At 35.1% G+C, this 16,835-nt stretch carries 17 protein-coding genes and 1 rRNA gene; 9 read left to right on the top strand and 9 right to left on the bottom strand.

All coding sequences use genetic code 11. The features are described from left to right. Nucleotides 1-197, bottom strand: a 16S ribosomal RNA gene (locus NJT12_RS10100); the annotation flags it as partial. A 601-nt stretch (nt 198-798) separates the two neighbouring features. Further along, nucleotides 799-2,031, bottom strand: a complete 1,233-nt coding sequence (locus NJT12_RS10095) for an exo-beta-N-acetylmuramidase NamZ family protein (protein ID WP_271335776.1) — start codon at nt 2,029-2,031, stop codon at nt 799-801. Nucleotides 2,032-2,385: 354 nt separating this feature from the next. Between NJT12_RS10095 and NJT12_RS10090 the strand changes: the two genes are divergently transcribed. After that, entirely contained in the window at nt 2,386-2,715 is a 330-nt protein-coding gene (locus NJT12_RS10090) for a YegP family protein (RefSeq protein ID WP_271335775.1), read from the top strand. A 157-nt stretch (nt 2,716-2,872) separates the two neighbouring features. On the opposite strand, the gene NJT12_RS10085 is transcribed toward NJT12_RS10090, so the two are convergent. The 5 genes from NJT12_RS10085 to NJT12_RS10065 all read right to left on the bottom strand — a co-directional run bounded on the left by NJT12_RS10085 (nt 2,873) and on the right by NJT12_RS10065 (nt 8,260). Beyond that, nucleotides 2,873-3,625, bottom strand: a complete 753-nt coding sequence (locus NJT12_RS10085; RefSeq protein ID WP_271335774.1) for an SDR family oxidoreductase — start codon at nt 3,623-3,625, stop codon at nt 2,873-2,875. 86 nt (nt 3,626-3,711) lie between these two features. Then, a complete protein-coding gene (locus NJT12_RS10080) occupies nt 3,712-4,290 on the bottom strand; it encodes a flavodoxin family protein (protein ID WP_271335773.1) in 579 nt (192 codons plus the stop codon). A gap of 201 nt (nt 4,291-4,491) precedes the next feature. Then, nucleotides 4,492-6,678: a glycoside hydrolase family protein gene (locus NJT12_RS10075; protein WP_271335772.1), complete on the bottom strand. Its 2,187-nt coding sequence runs from the start codon at nt 6,676-6,678 to the stop codon at nt 4,492-4,494. A gap of 116 nt (nt 6,679-6,794) precedes the next feature. Then, the gene (locus NJT12_RS10070; protein ID WP_271335771.1) at nt 6,795-7,178 is read right to left on the bottom strand and encodes a CinA family protein; all 384 of its coding nucleotides are present in this window, start codon (nt 7,176-7,178) and stop codon (nt 6,795-6,797) included. Between the two features lie 821 nt (nt 7,179-7,999). Beyond that, the gene (locus NJT12_RS10065) at nt 8,000-8,260 is read right to left on the bottom strand and encodes a hypothetical protein (RefSeq protein ID WP_271335770.1); all 261 of its coding nucleotides are present in this window, start codon (nt 8,258-8,260) and stop codon (nt 8,000-8,002) included. 329 nt (nt 8,261-8,589) lie between these two features. On the opposite strand from NJT12_RS10065, the gene NJT12_RS10060 reads away from it, so the two are divergent. Beyond that, a complete protein-coding gene (locus tag NJT12_RS10060; protein WP_271335769.1) occupies nt 8,590-8,730 on the top strand; it encodes a hypothetical protein in 141 nt (46 codons plus the stop codon). 19 nt (nt 8,731-8,749) lie between these two features. Next, nucleotides 8,750-9,193, top strand: a complete 444-nt coding sequence (locus tag NJT12_RS10055) for a hypothetical protein (protein ID WP_271335768.1) — start codon at nt 8,750-8,752, stop codon at nt 9,191-9,193. A 90-nt stretch (nt 9,194-9,283) separates the two neighbouring features. On the opposite strand, the gene NJT12_RS10050 is transcribed toward NJT12_RS10055, so the two are convergent. Both NJT12_RS10050 and NJT12_RS10045 read right to left on the bottom strand, forming a co-directional pair. Next, nucleotides 9,284-9,886 (bottom strand): YciE/YciF ferroxidase family protein, encoded by a 603-nt coding sequence (locus NJT12_RS10050; RefSeq protein WP_271335767.1) that lies wholly within the window; start codon nt 9,884-9,886, stop codon nt 9,284-9,286. A gap of 197 nt (nt 9,887-10,083) precedes the next feature. Continuing rightward, nucleotides 10,084-11,253, bottom strand: coding sequence for a zinc-dependent alcohol dehydrogenase (locus NJT12_RS10045; RefSeq protein ID WP_271335766.1), 1,170 nt, complete (start codon nt 11,251-11,253; stop codon nt 10,084-10,086). A 214-nt stretch (nt 11,254-11,467) separates the two neighbouring features. Here NJT12_RS10045 and NJT12_RS10040 point away from each other — a divergent pair, with 214 nt between their 5' ends. The 6 genes from NJT12_RS10040 to NJT12_RS10015 all read left to right on the top strand — a co-directional run bounded on the left by NJT12_RS10040 (nt 11,468) and on the right by NJT12_RS10015 (nt 16,736). Continuing rightward, a complete protein-coding gene (locus NJT12_RS10040) occupies nt 11,468-13,048 on the top strand; it encodes an FAD-dependent oxidoreductase (protein ID WP_271335765.1) in 1,581 nt (526 codons plus the stop codon). Between the two features lie 59 nt (nt 13,049-13,107). Further along, entirely contained in the window at nt 13,108-13,476 is a 369-nt protein-coding gene (locus NJT12_RS10035) for a SpoIIAA family protein (RefSeq protein WP_271335764.1), read from the top strand. A 276-nt stretch (nt 13,477-13,752) separates the two neighbouring features. Beyond that, nucleotides 13,753-14,142: a YidH family protein gene (locus tag NJT12_RS10030; protein WP_271335763.1), complete on the top strand. Its 390-nt coding sequence runs from the start codon at nt 13,753-13,755 to the stop codon at nt 14,140-14,142. Nucleotides 14,143-14,322: 180 nt separating this feature from the next. Continuing rightward, nucleotides 14,323-15,132, top strand: coding sequence for a mechanosensitive ion channel family protein (locus NJT12_RS10025; protein WP_271335761.1), 810 nt, complete (start codon nt 14,323-14,325; stop codon nt 15,130-15,132). 321 nt (nt 15,133-15,453) lie between these two features. Further along, nucleotides 15,454-15,678: a hypothetical protein gene (locus tag NJT12_RS10020; protein ID WP_271335760.1), complete on the top strand. Its 225-nt coding sequence runs from the start codon at nt 15,454-15,456 to the stop codon at nt 15,676-15,678. Between the two features lie 53 nt (nt 15,679-15,731). Then, on the top strand, nt 15,732-16,736 hold the full coding sequence (locus NJT12_RS10015) for an SDR family oxidoreductase (protein ID WP_271335759.1): 1,005 nt from the start codon (nt 15,732-15,734) through the stop codon (nt 16,734-16,736). The last annotated feature ends 99 nt before the right edge of the window (nt 16,737-16,835 follow it).

Raw genomic sequence — 16,835 nt, 5'->3', positions numbered from 1 at the left:
ATAAAATGATGCCATTTCATAATACTATGAGGTATTAATCCAAATTTCTCTGGGCTATCCCTCTGTAAAAGGTAGATTGCATACGCGTTACGCACCCGTGCGCCGGTCTCTGCTTCCGAAGAAGCATACCCCTCGACTTGCATGTGTTAAGCCTGCCGCTAGCGTTCATCCTGAGCCAGGATCAAACTCTTCATCGTATATTGTTGACCTAATCACTTAGATCGTATTGTTATTCGAATCAGTCTCTATCGGTTCTTTTTTAATCTCTCGATTATCTTACTCTTTATTCTTTTGTTTTAACATCTCTGTTAAAACGGCTGTCAATTCAATATGTCTACGAACGTGTCTTCTTATTTTGTTTCGCTTGTGTTTCAAAGCGGGTGCAAAAGTACATAATGTTTCCGCATTTCCAATCTTTTTTATGCATTATTTTAAAGTTATTTTAAAACTTTTTCATAACACACTGACAACATACAATTTAAACATTACTTATTTTTCATTTTTTAAGGATTTTTCTCGGTTGGTATATTTTGCACAATTGATACTAAAAAACAAACGAACAGAGATAGTATAATTGAGTTGTGAATACTCTATTAGAAGACATAAACACCTAAAAGTCAAATGTTTTATTAAGAAAACATCATTAACATTGTGCACAGGCCTTATTCAAATAGCTTTTCATTTTAATTTTGGGTAAAGAAAAAATCTTCTTCTTCATAATTAAACCAAACTAGTCTAAGTTTGAATTTACCAAGAGTTAATAGGTGCGAGATTTGTTATTCTGTACAAAATCACAAATTAATCTGTATACAAAAGGTATTTTGCCCGTACAGCCTTAAACTTCTGCAATCCTGGTTCCCAACTTTTCCTGATTTCAGCTTCAGGCACTCCTGCGATGATCTGTTTTCTAAGTTGATCTGTACCTATACGCAGATCAAAAGGTGATACACCTGTATTGGCTCTTTCCTGATTAAAGAAACTAGCCTTGTCAGGATAAGCATTGTATAATTCAATTAGCCATGATAAATTAATCTGACGTCTATTTCGCAATTTGTCTATATTATAGTTATGAAGATCTAAACCATAACAAACGGCATCTTTGTGATTTGGTGCCTCACTCATTCCGGGAATACTTACAGGTTTGTATGAAAAAGAATATTTGCCCTTTAATTCGGGCGCTCCCAAAATAGTAAACGGCATATACGTTCCTCTACCTTCGTTGATTGCTGTTCCTTCAAACATACATAAGCTAGGAAAAAGCATTACAGCTTGTTGTGTATTTAAATTTGGTGACGGAGATATAGGTAATACATAAGGTATATCATGACTGTAATTGGCAACTTTTATAATCTTTATTTTGCATTGCTTCTTAAGATATCCTTCGCCATTAAGGTATTGTGCAAATTCTCCTATTGTCATACCATGAGTCATTGGTGTATGATGTATGCCAATAGCTGATCTGAATTTATCATCAGTCATTACCGGTCCGTCTACTACATATGCATTAGGATTTGGCCTATCAAGAATTAGCAGCTCCTTGTTGTTTTCTGCACAGGCTTCCATAACATATTCAAGAGTATTGATATTAGTATAATAACGGCAGCCTACATCCTGAATATCAAAAACCAAAAGATCAATATCTGCCAGCTGTTCTTTTGTTGGTTTCTCATTTTTACCATATAAAGAAATAATCGGAATACCGGTTTTATCATCTTTCTCATCACCCACTACGGCTCCATTACTGGCATTCCCTCTAAAACCATGCTCAGGCCCAAACACTTTTACAATTTTAATTCCAAGACTTACTAAACTATCGACACTACTTTTCTTGCCAATTATCGAACTTTGATTTGCAACTATTCCAATTCGCTTTCCTTTTAGATACGGCAAATATTTTTCAGTCTGATCGGCACCTGTGATAATTCCCGACTTGTTGGATGTACTGTGGGTTGACGATACAATTTGCGTGGGATGTTTAATATTACCAGTCACAAGAAATATAAAAAAAATCAGAGTTGTATATCTTATCATTATAGCTTTATTTATTATATACCATTAAAAATCAATTCATTATACCAAAGTATGCTTTTTTTATCAGAGACTAATAATAATTCTGCTTTAAACTTATAATTGCTTTAAAATTTTAAAGCTAGCTGTTGTTAAACATTTTCAAGTAGATTTTTTGCCTGATAATCAGAGACTGCACCTCTGATTATCAGCAATGTATCTTTCTATGAATCAAAAATGATGGCGCAAGAGGTACGATGTTAAAAAAACTGTTATAAAACCGTTATTTTTTTATTCTTGCTTGATTTTTTCAATTTGAATATGTAAATTAGTAGCTTGCTCGAGTGATAAAAAAAATTAACCATAAATCTTAAAGAAATGGGGAAATTTGTAATTATAAGAAAAACAGCAGGCAAGTATCAGGTACAGCTCAAATCTAGGGCTGGAACTCTCTTGCTGAACTCCCGGGAATATACAACTAAAATAAGCTGTAAAAAAACCATTGAATGTTTGCGGTCCTATGCTGGTCAGGCAAATAAATTTCAGAAAAAGACCAGTACTGAATGGGAACTTTATTTCTATCTCAAATCCAATAATGGAAAGACGATTGCTACAAGTGTCCTTTTTCCAAGTACGCTCTCCCGCGAGCAGGCGATAAAAAGAGTGCAGAAACTGGCACCAATAGCTGCCGTCGAAGACGAGTCATGAATTACCATTAAGACAATCGAATTAAACTAACGGTAATACATAAGAGTTATGCAACCGTTTAAATATTAAAGAATAAAACTCGTAATTGGAGCTTCATGCAATAAATTATTTAGGCTTGTTGCCGACATAACAGAGATCGACGATTGAAATTTGGTTTTTAAATAAGCTGTAAATGCGGTCTTATCTGCATGCTGACAATATCACATCTTTTGGGTTGCGATAAAATAAATAAGATACTCATTGCAATATCATCTGCGTCTAGCATTTCTAATTTTTCTATTTTTTCGCGTTGTTCTTTTTTGGTTCCGGGCTGCATATCAGACATTACGGCTCCGGGTTCGATTAAGTTTACTTTTATTCCAAGGGGATTTATTTCTTTACGAAGTGATGCCGTAAATCCACGAATCGCTGATTTTGTGGTTACATAAATTGTGCTTTCCGGATTTTTTCTCTCGGCACTCATCGATCCTACATTAACAATATGTCCTGATTTTTGTATTTTCATTCTTTCAACAGCTTGTTGTGCAAAATCAATGTATCCCTTGATATTTGTATCCACTACGTATTTCCAATCATCGTTATTGGTAATTCCTCCAGCAGATAGCGCCGCATTATTAATTAATATATCGATATCTCCCATGCTGAGATCTACAATATCAAAAATCCTTTTAATGTCGTTCTCATTCGTAACATCTGCTGATGTTCCAAACAATTCGGCTTCAGGATATTTTGAGGTAAGTTCTTCATAAGTATTATGGAAATCTTCATGATCCCTGCCGAAAATCAGCACTCTTGCTCCAAGAGAAAGCAGCAATTCAGCCGTGGCTTTTCCTATTCCTGTTGTACCGCCTGTAATCACGATATTTTTTTGTTGTATGTTTGATCCAAAATATTCATTTAAATTTTTCATAATAATAATTTTTTAAGTCGTGTAATAACATACTTTTAGTGAGTGATATGCTTTATCTGCAAATTCATTTTCAATACAAATAATTATTATTTTGCCGCTTTCGCTAATGATTCGGCCATTGCCTGGGCATCTTTGGCGTATGTTCTTTTATAATAATCCAAAAGCTGTTTTTTTGTCTTTTTAGAATCTTTAGAATGTCCTTCCCATATAACTCCCAAAGAAGTATACGGAGGAACTGTTACTCCGATACTACAGAAAAAATTAGCAATATTTCCTGTAATATGTTCGACTCCATCAGAATCTCCTGTGACGATCACGCCTCCTATTTTCCCTTCAAGCGGAGATTTTTCTCCCGCCAGAATTTTATCATAAACTTCATCAAGTCGTTCTATACATCTTTGAAGTTCAGATGAATGATTGTTCCACCAAATGGGCGTGGCAAATAACAAAATTTTGGCGTTTGTGATCTTCTCATAGATTTCCGGCCAGTCATCTTTTGTTTCCATGTGCGTATAAGTGCCCGGCAGAATGTTATGTTTTGCAAGTTTGATGACTTCGTATTCTATATTTTGTTTTTCAAGATATGGCTCTAAAAATTCGACCAGAGTTTGGGTATTTGATCTTCCGTTTTGTTTAAGTGTAGCTAAAAGTATAATCGCTTTCATATTTTTTTATTTAAAAATGTATCACTTTTCTAAAGGCATTTTAAGCATTTTATCTAAACATCAATCAGTCAACAACAGCGCTTAATATTCCGTTATTTAAAACTAAACATTCCTCTGGCAGAAAGTTTATAATTTTCCCAAATAACTTTTATATTATTTTCATTTACAATTAATTACATTACTTTGAATAACAAAAGTGATTTACCACACTATTTTTACCTGACTGTTTCCTTGTATCGTATAATGGAGCACTGTTGCTCCCGAAAATTCTTTTTCTATTGCTTTTTTATTTTGGGTAACTTTTAGATTTTTCGAAATTTTCTTTGGAAAAATAATCTTGACATTACAGTAGAATTCTTCACTTCCTAAGGTTTTAAAAGTTATTGTATTTTTAACTTTTCTAAAGCCTTTTATCGGATAATCAAAAAATATCAAAAAGTCTTCATCTTTAACCTTCCAATATTGTCTTGGCACGACACCAAAAGCCACACCTCCACCATAAACTTCCTGACCAACCTGACCGCTTTTTTCCCAACCGGTATAAAGATCCTCCAACGGAATCCATAATTTTGGTTGAATTTCTCCCGTTTTCACTTCATCAGAAAGCATATTTTCTGGCAATTTTAACGGATAATAATACGGCATTCTTGTAACGGAATATTTTATAAATTCTGGAATTAAAATTCTTAAGGCCGGCAGGATTTCAACACCTTCTGCTTTTATCATGTATTCGCAAAATTTGGCATAAACTTCATGTTCCTCGTATACGGCACTATATGGCGCATCGTTAAGCGGAAAAACAGAAAAGTAATTGGGATAATTTTTTCCAAAACCATATTGGCAATCCCAAATTTGCATGTTTTTAAATAATCCTGCGAGACAGGCATAACTCAAATCGAGATACATTTTTTCTTCGGTTATTTTATAAAGTTCTAAAAGTACGCCGGCAGAAAAAGCGGTATTGTTCGCCTGATAAAAAATTTGAAAGCCATGACCCATCAATTTTTTGACTGCTTTTTTTGCTTCACGCAAATAAAGTTCATCTTTTGTTAATTCATAAACCAAAAGCATTAAATGGGCATATGAGCCCGGTACATCATGCTCACCGCCTTGCCCGGGTACGGTTTCCTGTTTAATAACCTGTAATGTGTCCATTCTATAAAAAACGGGCCATTCGTAGTCAAAATGGCGCGCCACCTTTATAGCGTACTGGATAGAATCTAATAGTATTTTCTCGGCAAGTTTTTCTCCTTTTAAGGCAAGTCTGGTAAGATTCATTAACGGATGGTGCAGATACCAGGAATCCATTACCATTTTCTCTTTTTGTTCCTCTGATCCGTCCAGTTTATCATATAAAGCAGGAAGCCAGCGATTTATAGTTTTTATATTAGGATCGTAAAATGCCTGAATTCCTCTTTGCAAATCATCAAAAAGCTGATGTTTTTCTCCGGTCCATTCCATATATTCCTTTAAAGGCAATAATACAGCAAGCTGCACCATAATTTCCGATGGCGTTTTGTAATCGCACAAATAGGCATTCAAATACGGAACACCGTTTGTTTGTGTCCAACAGCCTTTGTTATTGTATAAATCTTCCTGACATTTCTGCGCAATTTTGGGCCATTTGTGATATTCGGTTTTCGGGTGTGGAAGCGATTTATACACTTCACCCAAATTATTTAAGAATTGATGTGTAACCTGAATATCATCTTCGGCAACTTGGTCTGAAAATAATACATAAGCATCTGATAAAACAAAATCTTTATCTGCCGGCAGAGGTTTATCTTCTGTCAACGGTAATTGAAAACCTATTTCCGGCCAGTCTCCTCCTACTGTTTCAGCCACCGACGTTTCAGTTGCTTCACAATATGCACTCATAGAACCTAAATCCTGAAAGTAAAATACCGATCCGGTTTTTGGCTTTGTCATACTCAGAAAAATAAGTCCTGAACGTGCTCCTACCTGATGTGTATGGATGTTTCCAAAGGTATTTTCGACATTTCCTTTTTCTGTTAAAGGCAAAATATCACGTGGCCAAAACGGAATCATGATCGGAAAATCTGATTTAAAAGATGTTTTATAATGCACTAATGGCGAGAAATCATTCGGGAAATCGATCGTGACTTCGTATTTTCCAATTCTCGTTGTCAAATTAATTACCGTCGTTTGACCATCGTCGAATAAATTGGTTATTTCAAAACAGCTGTTTAAACCAAAAGCTGCCCTAAAAGCCATTCTTCCTTGTTTGGGCCATAATGCAACGATCCATAACGAATCGCCAGTGTTGTATAATTGAAAGGTATACTCACGGAATTTCTTTTCCCACAAAACCGTGCTATTTTCCAGATCTGACTGCACTGTCGCAGCCCATGGTGAAATTGATTGCATGTAGTAATAATTTAATGGGTTAGTTTAACTTATTTTCTTTTGGATTAATGATGCTGCACGATCGGCAGCTTTGAGTACAATTTCTTCGGCATTGCCAGAAAACACTTCCTTGTGGCTTATGTTCCTGCTGGTGTTATTATATAAAGAAAAATAGTGCCAACAGGTTTTTCCTTGGTTTCACTGCCTCCAGGAGTTGTAAGACCTGTTATTGCTACTGTTATTTTCGAATTAAAAAACTGAGCGGTTTGTTGCGCCAAATACTTTGTCACCTCTATAGATTCCGGCGTAAATTCCTTAATAAGATAATGAGGGACGTTCAGAATTTGTTCTTTTACAAAAACTTCGTAACATACAATTCCTCCTCTTAAGATTTTTCCTGAATCTGGCGTAAGAGAAAATTCTGCGCTAAGTCTTCCCGGCGATGCACTTTCAGCAAAAGCAATATTTAAACCTTTTTCTGCAATAATTTTACTGCATTCCGTAATAATTTCTGATGGCATAATTTCGCTTTTTTTATCAATAATTATTTTTCAGTTTCCGTATTAAAGAATTAACGGGTGTAGTTTTTCGATAAATTAATTTTTATTACACGCAAAAAAGAATTGAGTCACTGATTGTTGTGAAAACATTAAAACTCAAAATCTCAATGCTATTAATCAAATATTTTAAAATTTAGAACGTTCTGCCATAATTATTTAGCTATACAAATTTCAAATCTTAAAACGTCTTTTGCTTACATTATAACAAATAGATTTTATAGAATTTTATTCCCTAAAAAACATATTCTTTTCAATTATTACTTGAAAAAAAATAACCCGTAGCATATACTACAGGTTATTTACAATCAAGAATTAATAAAAGCATAAGTAAGATGCTTAAGTTATTTACCTTTTGCAGTTGTTGAATCTGTAACAGTTCCGGTTCCGGTCGTGCCTGATGTTCCTGTTGCAACTGTATCTGTTCCCATTTCGGTAGTATCAACAGTTGTTTCAGTGGCTGTTGAATCTGTGTACTGATTATTTGTTGTAGCAGCGTCATTTTTTTAACATGAAAATGCAAGTCCGGCAACAACAACTAAAAGTCCCGTTTTGATTTTGGATGCTGTTTTCATAATTTTAATTTTAATAATTTATAATATGGTAAGTATTAGTTTTCAGTCGCAGTTTTTCAATCGCAGTTTTTCAGTCGTAGTCTCAGTCGCAGTTTTTTCAGTGATAGTATTTATTTATAATTTAAATAATACAGCGAATATTTACTGAAAGCTCAAAACTGTGACTGAGACTGAATACTTAGACTAAAAACTAACACCGAGTTCCTCCGATTATTTAGGAGTTCCCTGACCTGTTGGACGATTTATACTATCTCTAGAAGTAGAATTTGTCGACTTGTTTTTACCTTTTGTAGACTTAGATTTTGTTGTCTCAGTCTTATTGGTAGTTGTCGAATTTTTCTGGGTGCTTTTGTGCGTTTTTCCCTGATGGATTGTGTCCGTTGTAGTTTTCGATTTTGATTTAGGAGTTTCTTGTGCAGAAGCATATCCTACAATCATAATCATTGCGAATGTTAATAATAACTTTTTCATAATATTGATTTTCAAATAATTAATAAATACTTTTTAATTCATTAAAAGCAAATTTTGTATTTAAAAATAAAAAAATCTTACATTTTAATTCATGATACTTATATTATTTCCATTTGTATTTTTTTTCTTTTTTAAGGAGTTTATCAATGTCAGAGTCTTTTTTTTTAATTAAGACATTTTCTATCGTTCTATTACATAAAAAACACATAGCAACATTGTGTTTACCAATAACATAACAAGCTGACAATTATACAATTATTCCTTAAAATCTTATAAGTAAACCCTTTGTTACTCTATTAGATTTGTAAATATTAATTAAATGTAAAATCATGGATACTTCATATCATAAAAATAGTACTGCTACAAGTGCAAGAGCATCAAATAAAAAAGTTGCTTCTAAGACTACCTCATCGAGAAGCAATGAAAAGTCAAATATCGAAACTAAGAAAGTAGCACAAATCAAAAAATAGTAATACAAATACCTTTATTATGAAAACAGAAAATAACAAATTTAATAGTACGGAAGATCGTAATTTTAAAAATTCGGATTCTCAAATTACTGACGAGGCAACTGAAAATTTGAATAACAATCCTTATGATTCTGAAAATCTGGATAATGAATCAGACAGTGAATTAAAAGACATCACTGAACAAGACATTGAAAATGATTTGAAAAATAACGACCTGTTTGAATCTGATATTAATTTAGAAATTGATAATCAAGACAGAAAATTAGGAAGTAACGAATTAGATGATAGTGAATTGCATCGCAAAGAATTCGAAATTGGAGAATTGAGTAACGAACAAATTCAAAATGACGAATTTATCCGGGATGAGACTAATCATGACAAATTTAGAAAAAATGAATTCGATAGTGATCTCGATATCGAAGAAGAAGATCCTAAAAGTAATAAAAACAAGAAAGACCGTTAAAACTAACGGTCTTTTTTATTTTTTGAAATTGATATAAAAACAATTAAATAAAAAAACCTGTATCAATTATTTGACACAGGTTATCAGAAATTATTTTTCTTCAACTTCATCATCAGCGGCATCAAAATTTATGGTATTGTACGCGGCATCTGTTAGTAAAGTGTCTGCTTCTTTTTCTTCTTCGAGTGTTGCTTTCAATAATTCTACAGCTTCCTGCTCTCCTAATGTTTCCGCAAATGCGGCTAAAGTTCCGTAAGTAGCGATTTCATAATGTTCGATTTTTTGAGAAGCGGCGATAATTCCAGCATCACGAACAGGACCAGGTTGTGTTTCTTCCATAATGCTTTCGCCTTCTTTGATAAGTCCTTCCATCGCATCGCATTTTTTTGCTGCTGCTTTTTCTCCTATAATTTCAAAAACTTGTTCCAGTCTTGTTATTTGTTCCTGAGTCACGGCCAAATGATCGTTGATGGTAGTAATTAGATTTTCTGAAGTTGCATTTTTTGCCATTTTTGGCAGCGCTTTGGTTAACGCTTTTTCTGCCCAATAGATATCTTTAAGCGAATCTACAAAGAGTTCTCTTAATCCTTCGGCAGCGCTTGACTTCGCTTTAACTTTTGTACCAGAAGTTGCTGTTTTACTTTTACTGGTTGTATTCTTTGTACTGGTTGTACTTTTTGTTGCAGTTTTCATAATTTTAAATTTTTAAGTTATAATTCAAATTTAAAGAAGCTGATTTTCTATCGTTTACAAATTTATTTTTCATTTTTACAGGATTCGCATTTTCAATACGTTGTCCTTATTTTATAATAAATTGTGAGATTATAGTATAATGCAGATGCTATAAATTCAATACTAAAATCTTTTGTTTGTTTGAATTTATAAAGTGATTATTGCCATGGATCGAGTACCACTTTTACACAGCCGTCTTCACGTTTTTTGAAGATATCATAAGCATGCGAAATCTCAGACAACGGAAGTCTGTGTGTGATAATATCATCCAGTTGTACTTTTCCCTGAACGACATATTCTAAAAGTTTGTCGATATGTTTGTGTGCCGGAGCCTGACCGCCTTTAAGGATTATTCCTTTATCGAAAAATTGCCCAAGCGGAAAATTATCATAATTCACAGGATAAACGCCTAATACCGAAACAATACCGCTTCTTCTTACAGCGCTCATACAAGCTTCTAATACTTTAATAGATCCTTTTTCGAAATTAATCGTCGCTTTGATTCTGTCGCCAAGATTACGTTCCGGCTCAAACCCTACGGCATCAATGCAAACATCTGCACCACGTCCTTGTGTGAGTGCACGAATTTGCTCGACAACATCTTTGGCGCCATCTTCCCATAAAATAGTAGTACATCCTGTTGTGGCTTTTGCCTTATCCAGTCGGTATTGAAGTGTATCGACAACAATGACCTGAGCAGCTCCGCGAAGCCAGGCACTTTTTGCAGCCATAAGTCCCACAGGTCCAGAACCAAATATGGCAACGGTTTCTCCTCCTTTTACTTCTCCCCAATCTACTCCTGTATATCCGGTTGGAAAAATATCCGTTAGAAATAATAATTGTTCATCTGTCAGACTGTCTGGAACAACTCTTGGTCCGTAATTGGCATAAGGAACCCGAACATATTGTGCTTGTCCGCCATCATAACCGCCGTAAAGATCTGTGTAGCCAAAAAGTGCTCCGCCTTTTTCAGTCAGGATTCCTCCTTCCGGTCCGTAATGTTCCGGATTACTGTGCTCACAATTTCCGGGAACATCGTGGTTACAAAAAAAACAATTTCCGCAGGCAATAGGAAATGGTACAACAACGCGATCGCCTCTTTTAAGATGTGTAACTGCTGATCCCGTTTCTTCGACTATTCCCATAAATTCGTGTCCCAGAACCATAGGCCTCGGCTGTGGCAAACCACCTGAATAAATGTGCAAATCTGATCCGCAGATTGCTGTAGAAGTTACTTTAAGAATAATATCGTCATTGGCCTGTAATTTCGGGTCATCGACCGTATCGTATTTTACGGAACCCGGTCCGTGTATAACTGCTGCTTTCATACTAAGCTTTTTAAAATTAATAGGCTTGTAAGTAACTCATATTAAACCTCTTAATCTTATACTTTATTCAAAAATCCTTACATATAAAACAACTGGTAATCATATAAAAGTCCTACAATATTTTATAAACCTCTAGCACACATCATTTTATAATTTTGAGAGATTCAGGCTTTTAGATAGTAATTCTGTGCCTGTTAAACTAAACACAAACAATATGGCACCATTACACGACAAATTCGACTCCGGCAATATAACATCCGGAGACAATGTATCTTTTTGGATAGATTCTACTGCGATAATTGCTTTTGATAAACCCAATAGAGATATTGAAACAGAGGTATTAATTATTGGCGGCGGAATTGCCGGACTTTCTACGGCATACAAATTAGTAAAAGCGGGCAAAAAGGTAACTCTGGTTGAGGACGGTTTTATAGGAAGTGGCGAAACTGGGCGTACAACAGCTCACTTGACTGCTGCATTAGACGACCGTTATTATTTTCTCGAAGATACTTTTGGAAAAGAAGCCGCAAAACTGGCTGCCGAAAGTCATACTGCAGCAATTGATGAAATCGAAAAAAATGTAAAGGATCTCAATATTGACTGCAACTTTATGAGGGTAAATGGCTATCTATTTCTTCACCCAAGTGACAAAGAGAAAAATTTGCAAAAAGAATTTGAAGCTACGCAAAATGCAGGTTTAAATACGGGTATTTTAGATCATATTCCTGCTATAATAGGTGGTGAAGGAATAAATTGTCTGGCTTTTTATAATCAGGCACAATTTCATATTCTGCATTATTTACAAGGACTTGCACAGGCAATTGTTGCGCTTGGAGGACAAATATTTACCGAAGCACGAGCTGATAAAATAACTAAAAACGGTGCCATAGTTAATGGTTATACTTTTTCGGCCAAGGATATTGTGGTGGCTACAAATACTCCGGTCAATGATACGCTCACAATGCATACCAAACAATTTGCTTACAGAACTTATGTTATTGCCGGGAAAATCCCAAAAGGAAAACTACCTTATTCGCTTTGGTGGGATACTGGCGATGCAGATTCTAAATGGGTTTCTCAACCTTATCATTATGTGCGCTTAGAAAGTTTTGATGATCAATACGATTTATTGATTTCGGGCGGTGAAGATCATAAAACTGGTCAGGCAGACGAAGAAGGCATTTCAGAATCAGAACGATACGCAAGACTCGAAGCATGGACAAAAAATTATTTTCCCGCGCTTGAAGAGATCACGTACAAATGGTCCGGTCAGGTTATGGAACCTGTAGATTCGTTAGGATTTATGGGCAAGAATCCCGGTGATGATCATATTTATATCATCACGGGAGATTCAGGCAACGGAATGACGCATGCTACGATTGGCGCCTTGATTATAAGTGATAGTATTTTGGGAATTAAAAACAAATGGGAAGATCTCTACAATCCGTCCAGAATTACTTTGAAAACTGCTGTAGATTTTGCCAAAGAAGCCGGAAATACAGCCGCACAATATCTGGATTGGATTGCGGCATCTGACTTAAAAAATGTAGCAGATCTTAATCATGGCGAAGGGGGAATTTTATCCTCAGGACTCAAAAAAATTGCGGTGTATCGCGATTATGACAATAGCTTAAGAGCATTTTCGGCAGTTTGTCCGCATTTGGGCTGTATTGTTAATTGGAATAACGACGAAAAATCTTTTGACTGCCCTTGCCACGGTTCACGTTTCTCTTGCGATGGCGTGGTAACAAACGGTCCTGCAAAAACAAATCTGAGTCAGATTCATATCAAATAAAAAATTCATTTACCAAAACTCAAATAATAATAATTATAATAATAATAATAAATATACGGATGATACAAGTACTTAATGCACCCAAAAATGTAGTGGCTTTCAGGGCTCTTGGCGAGGTCACGGCAAACGATTACAAAACGATAATCGCACCTGCGGTAAAAAATCTGGTAGAACAAATTGACGAAATCAACTTTCTATTTTTAATTGATACTGATCTCGAAAATTTTACGGCAACAGCGTGGCTCGAAGACGCTTTTATAGGTCTTAAAAATTTCGGGAAGTGGAACAGAGCCGCCATCGTCACCAACTCAGAAAAAGCTATTTCTTTTACCAATGCATTTGGTTATGTAGTGCCCGGTAATTTTCGCGGGTTCAAAAAAGAATTTTACGATCAGGCACTTCATTGGGTTCAGGGTGGCGCAGGTTGAGATTAGAATCTTATAACCTCTTAGGTGCAATTATATTTTAACAATTGTCCCTAAGTCATAAATTAAGTTTTTATATACAATTATTACTAAAAAAATCGGCAAAGTCGCAAAGCGCTCAAGTTCAGATACATATTCTTTGCGACTTTCGTGAGATTTATTCTGCAAAAGCATTATAGCTATTTTCTTTACTTATTGTCATTGGTCTTGGGAACTATGTGTTTAATTAATTTTTTGTGAATTGCCCTAAATGGTTCTTATAATATAATTTTTAAAAATATGGACAACGAAAATAAAAATTTGGCAAATGACCAAATGGCAAATGAAAGAACATTTTTGTCCTGGATCAGAACCGGAATTGGTATTATGGTCTTTGGATTCGTTATCGTAAAATTTTCTTTGTTTGTGAATCAGATTCCTTCTACATTTTTTAAGGAACCTGACCTTCCTAAAAACGGATCTACTATTTTAATAGGGATTGCTTTGGTAATCACCGGAGCCATTACCATATTGCTGTCGTATTTTAGATACAGACAATCTTCTAAACTTCTGGAACAGGGAAAATACTTGTATTCTACCATGATGTTAACGGTAATTACGGTAGTGATTTTTGTAATGAGTATGATAATTATTGCCTATTTGATTATTTCCGCTTATCCTGCCGGCTAACTTTTTGAGTATAAAAATCAATTGATTTGTCTATAATTGCTGGTTTGCAAAAATTCCAATTGTCAAACTTAACAAGACTAAAAACAAGGAGATAAAATTTTATAATAAACAGTAAGAATTATATAAGTCAATTATAAAAATGAAAATTTAATTTTAGTACAAAGCAAACTATGTATTATTATGGATAATTTTTTTCATGACATTCTCAAGCATATCGAAGGATATTATTACGGTCTGGTAGATATTACTCCAAAAATTTTATTGGCCATTCTGGTTGTTTTAATCTCATGGTTTATTGCAGCACGTGTAAAAGTATTTGCCGATCGCAAATTAAAGACAAGAATGCATGATCCGTTATTGGCTACTTTTATCGCCAATTTAATCAAGGCTGTTCTTATTATCATTGGACTCTTGTTTATGTTTCGCGTTATTGGTCTTAACGGTGTAGCACAAAGTGTCTTGGCCGGTGCAGGAATATCAGCATTTGTAATAGGATTTGCTCTTAAAGATATTGGCGAAAACTTTCTTGCCGGAATTCTATTGGCTTTCAAAAGACCATTTTCTGTTGGTGATATTATAGAAAGCAACGGCGTAAAAGGAAAAGTTGTAGCATTGAACCTTCGTGATATACAGGTAAAAAGTGACAGTAAAAATATTTATATCCCAAATGCTCTTTTGATCAAAAACACTCTGGTTAATTTTAACAGCGAAGGATATTTATTGCAGGATTTTACCATTGGTCTTGAATACGGATCAGATTACAGAAAAGCGATTGAAATTATTGCTAACGTCATGAAAACAGATATTGCCGTAGTTGACAAAGGTTATTCTAATTCTGCAGTTGTATCGGGCATTACAGGAAATACGATACAAATCAACATTCGCTATTGGGTAAAAACTGATCGCACTGTGACAGATGGCAAACACAGATCAGAAGTTGTGATAAAGGTTGCCGAAGCATTAAAAGAGAATGACTTTACTATAAAATAGTATTAATTCGAATTATAAAAATAGAGAAGCTTGTTTACAGAACTAGCTTTTTTATGTCCGCATAATACACGATTTCTTACGATTACCACACCCAAACTACTGAAGATTAAATAACTAAAATCTAAAATTATATAAATATATCAATACGTCTCTTTTTAAATTTGGTTTTGAGTTTAAGCATAAGAGTTCTCATAAATCTGTTTGATTACAAGAAAAAAATCAGAACTCTTTTTGATTAAATATACCCTATAAACACAATTAAAAAAAGCAGAAACATAAAATCATCGTTGCTGCAAAATCAAATTTAAATATTTCACTACTATGAAAACAGCTAATTCAACACAGTACACACAACAAGTATTTTTATCAGAGGATTCTCCAATGTACATGGAAACATTTGAGCGCAATCATATTGAGCAGGTTTACCAATCGACAAAAGAGCAGCTTTTATGTTGGGGCGAAGAACCTAAATACCTAAACAGTGAATTTTCTAATACGTTTGAAAGAAAAGATCAGGGAGAATCAGGAAGAGTTTTTCAGATTTAGATAAGGAAAACAAATCCTGAGAACATTTTTTAAAGAACGGAAAATATAATATTATGGAAACCAAAAATAAAATATCCCGTCGCTCTGCACTTACCGGTATGGGAGCAGTATTTGCCACAGCAGCATTTAACCCGATTATGGCCAATGCATTTACATTAAATGAAATTCCGATGATGAATATACCTGAAGATCCTACTACAAAATATCCCCGACCACCTTTTAAAGAACAATCCCAGCCATGGCCGGGACTTGTCAGTAAAATGGATCCACGCCCGGATCATGGCGAGAAAAGCTATAAAGGTTCCGGTCGCTTAAAAGGCCGTAAAGCATTAATAACTGGTGGTGATTCCGGAATGGGACGCGCCGCAGCGATTGCTTATGCAAGAGAAGGCGCGGACGTTGCCATAAATTATTACCCCACCGAAGAAGAAGATGCCAAAGAGGTAATTGAACTAATAAAAGCCGAAGGACGCAAAGCTGTTGCAATTCCCGGAGATTTACGTAACGAGCAATTCTGCAAATCCCTTGTTGAACAAGCTGTAAAAGCGCTGGGCGGTCTTGACATTGTGGTCAACAATGCTGCACGACAACAAACACATGCTTCTATATTGGATATTTCGACTGAGGAATTCTACTGGACTATGAAAACCAATATTTATGCTCCTTTCTGGATTATCAAAGCGGCGCTTCCGCATCTCAAACCGGGCGCATCAATTATTGGCACAAGTTCTGTACAAGCCTATGCTCCTACTGAGGATTTATATGACTACGCTCAGACAAAAGCAGCCACAACAAATTATATTAAATCACTTGCGAAACAACTTGCTCCAAAAGGCATCAGGGTAAATGGTGTTGCTCCGGGACCAATCTGGACGGCATTGCAAGTAAGTGGAGGTGCTACGATGGAAAAACTAAAAGAATTTGGTTCTCAAACACCAATGGGAAGACCCGGACAACCGGCTGAACTTGCTTCTATATATGTGCAGCTTGCTGCTAATGACGCCAGTTATGCAACAGGCCAGATTTATGGATCAAGTGGCGGAGAAGGTAATCCATAAACAAAAACTGCTTATTTTTTGTTCTTACTAACACAATTTTATATGTACATTATTAATTATACCACTGACTAAAAAGCCTTCAGTATCGACGATTTTGAA

The organism is Flavobacterium azizsancarii, assembly GCF_027980145.1.
In the GTDB taxonomy this organism is placed as follows: domain Bacteria; phylum Bacteroidota; class Bacteroidia; order Flavobacteriales; family Flavobacteriaceae; genus Flavobacterium; species Flavobacterium azizsancarii.
This window is presented reverse-complemented; position numbering and strand designations above follow the sequence as displayed.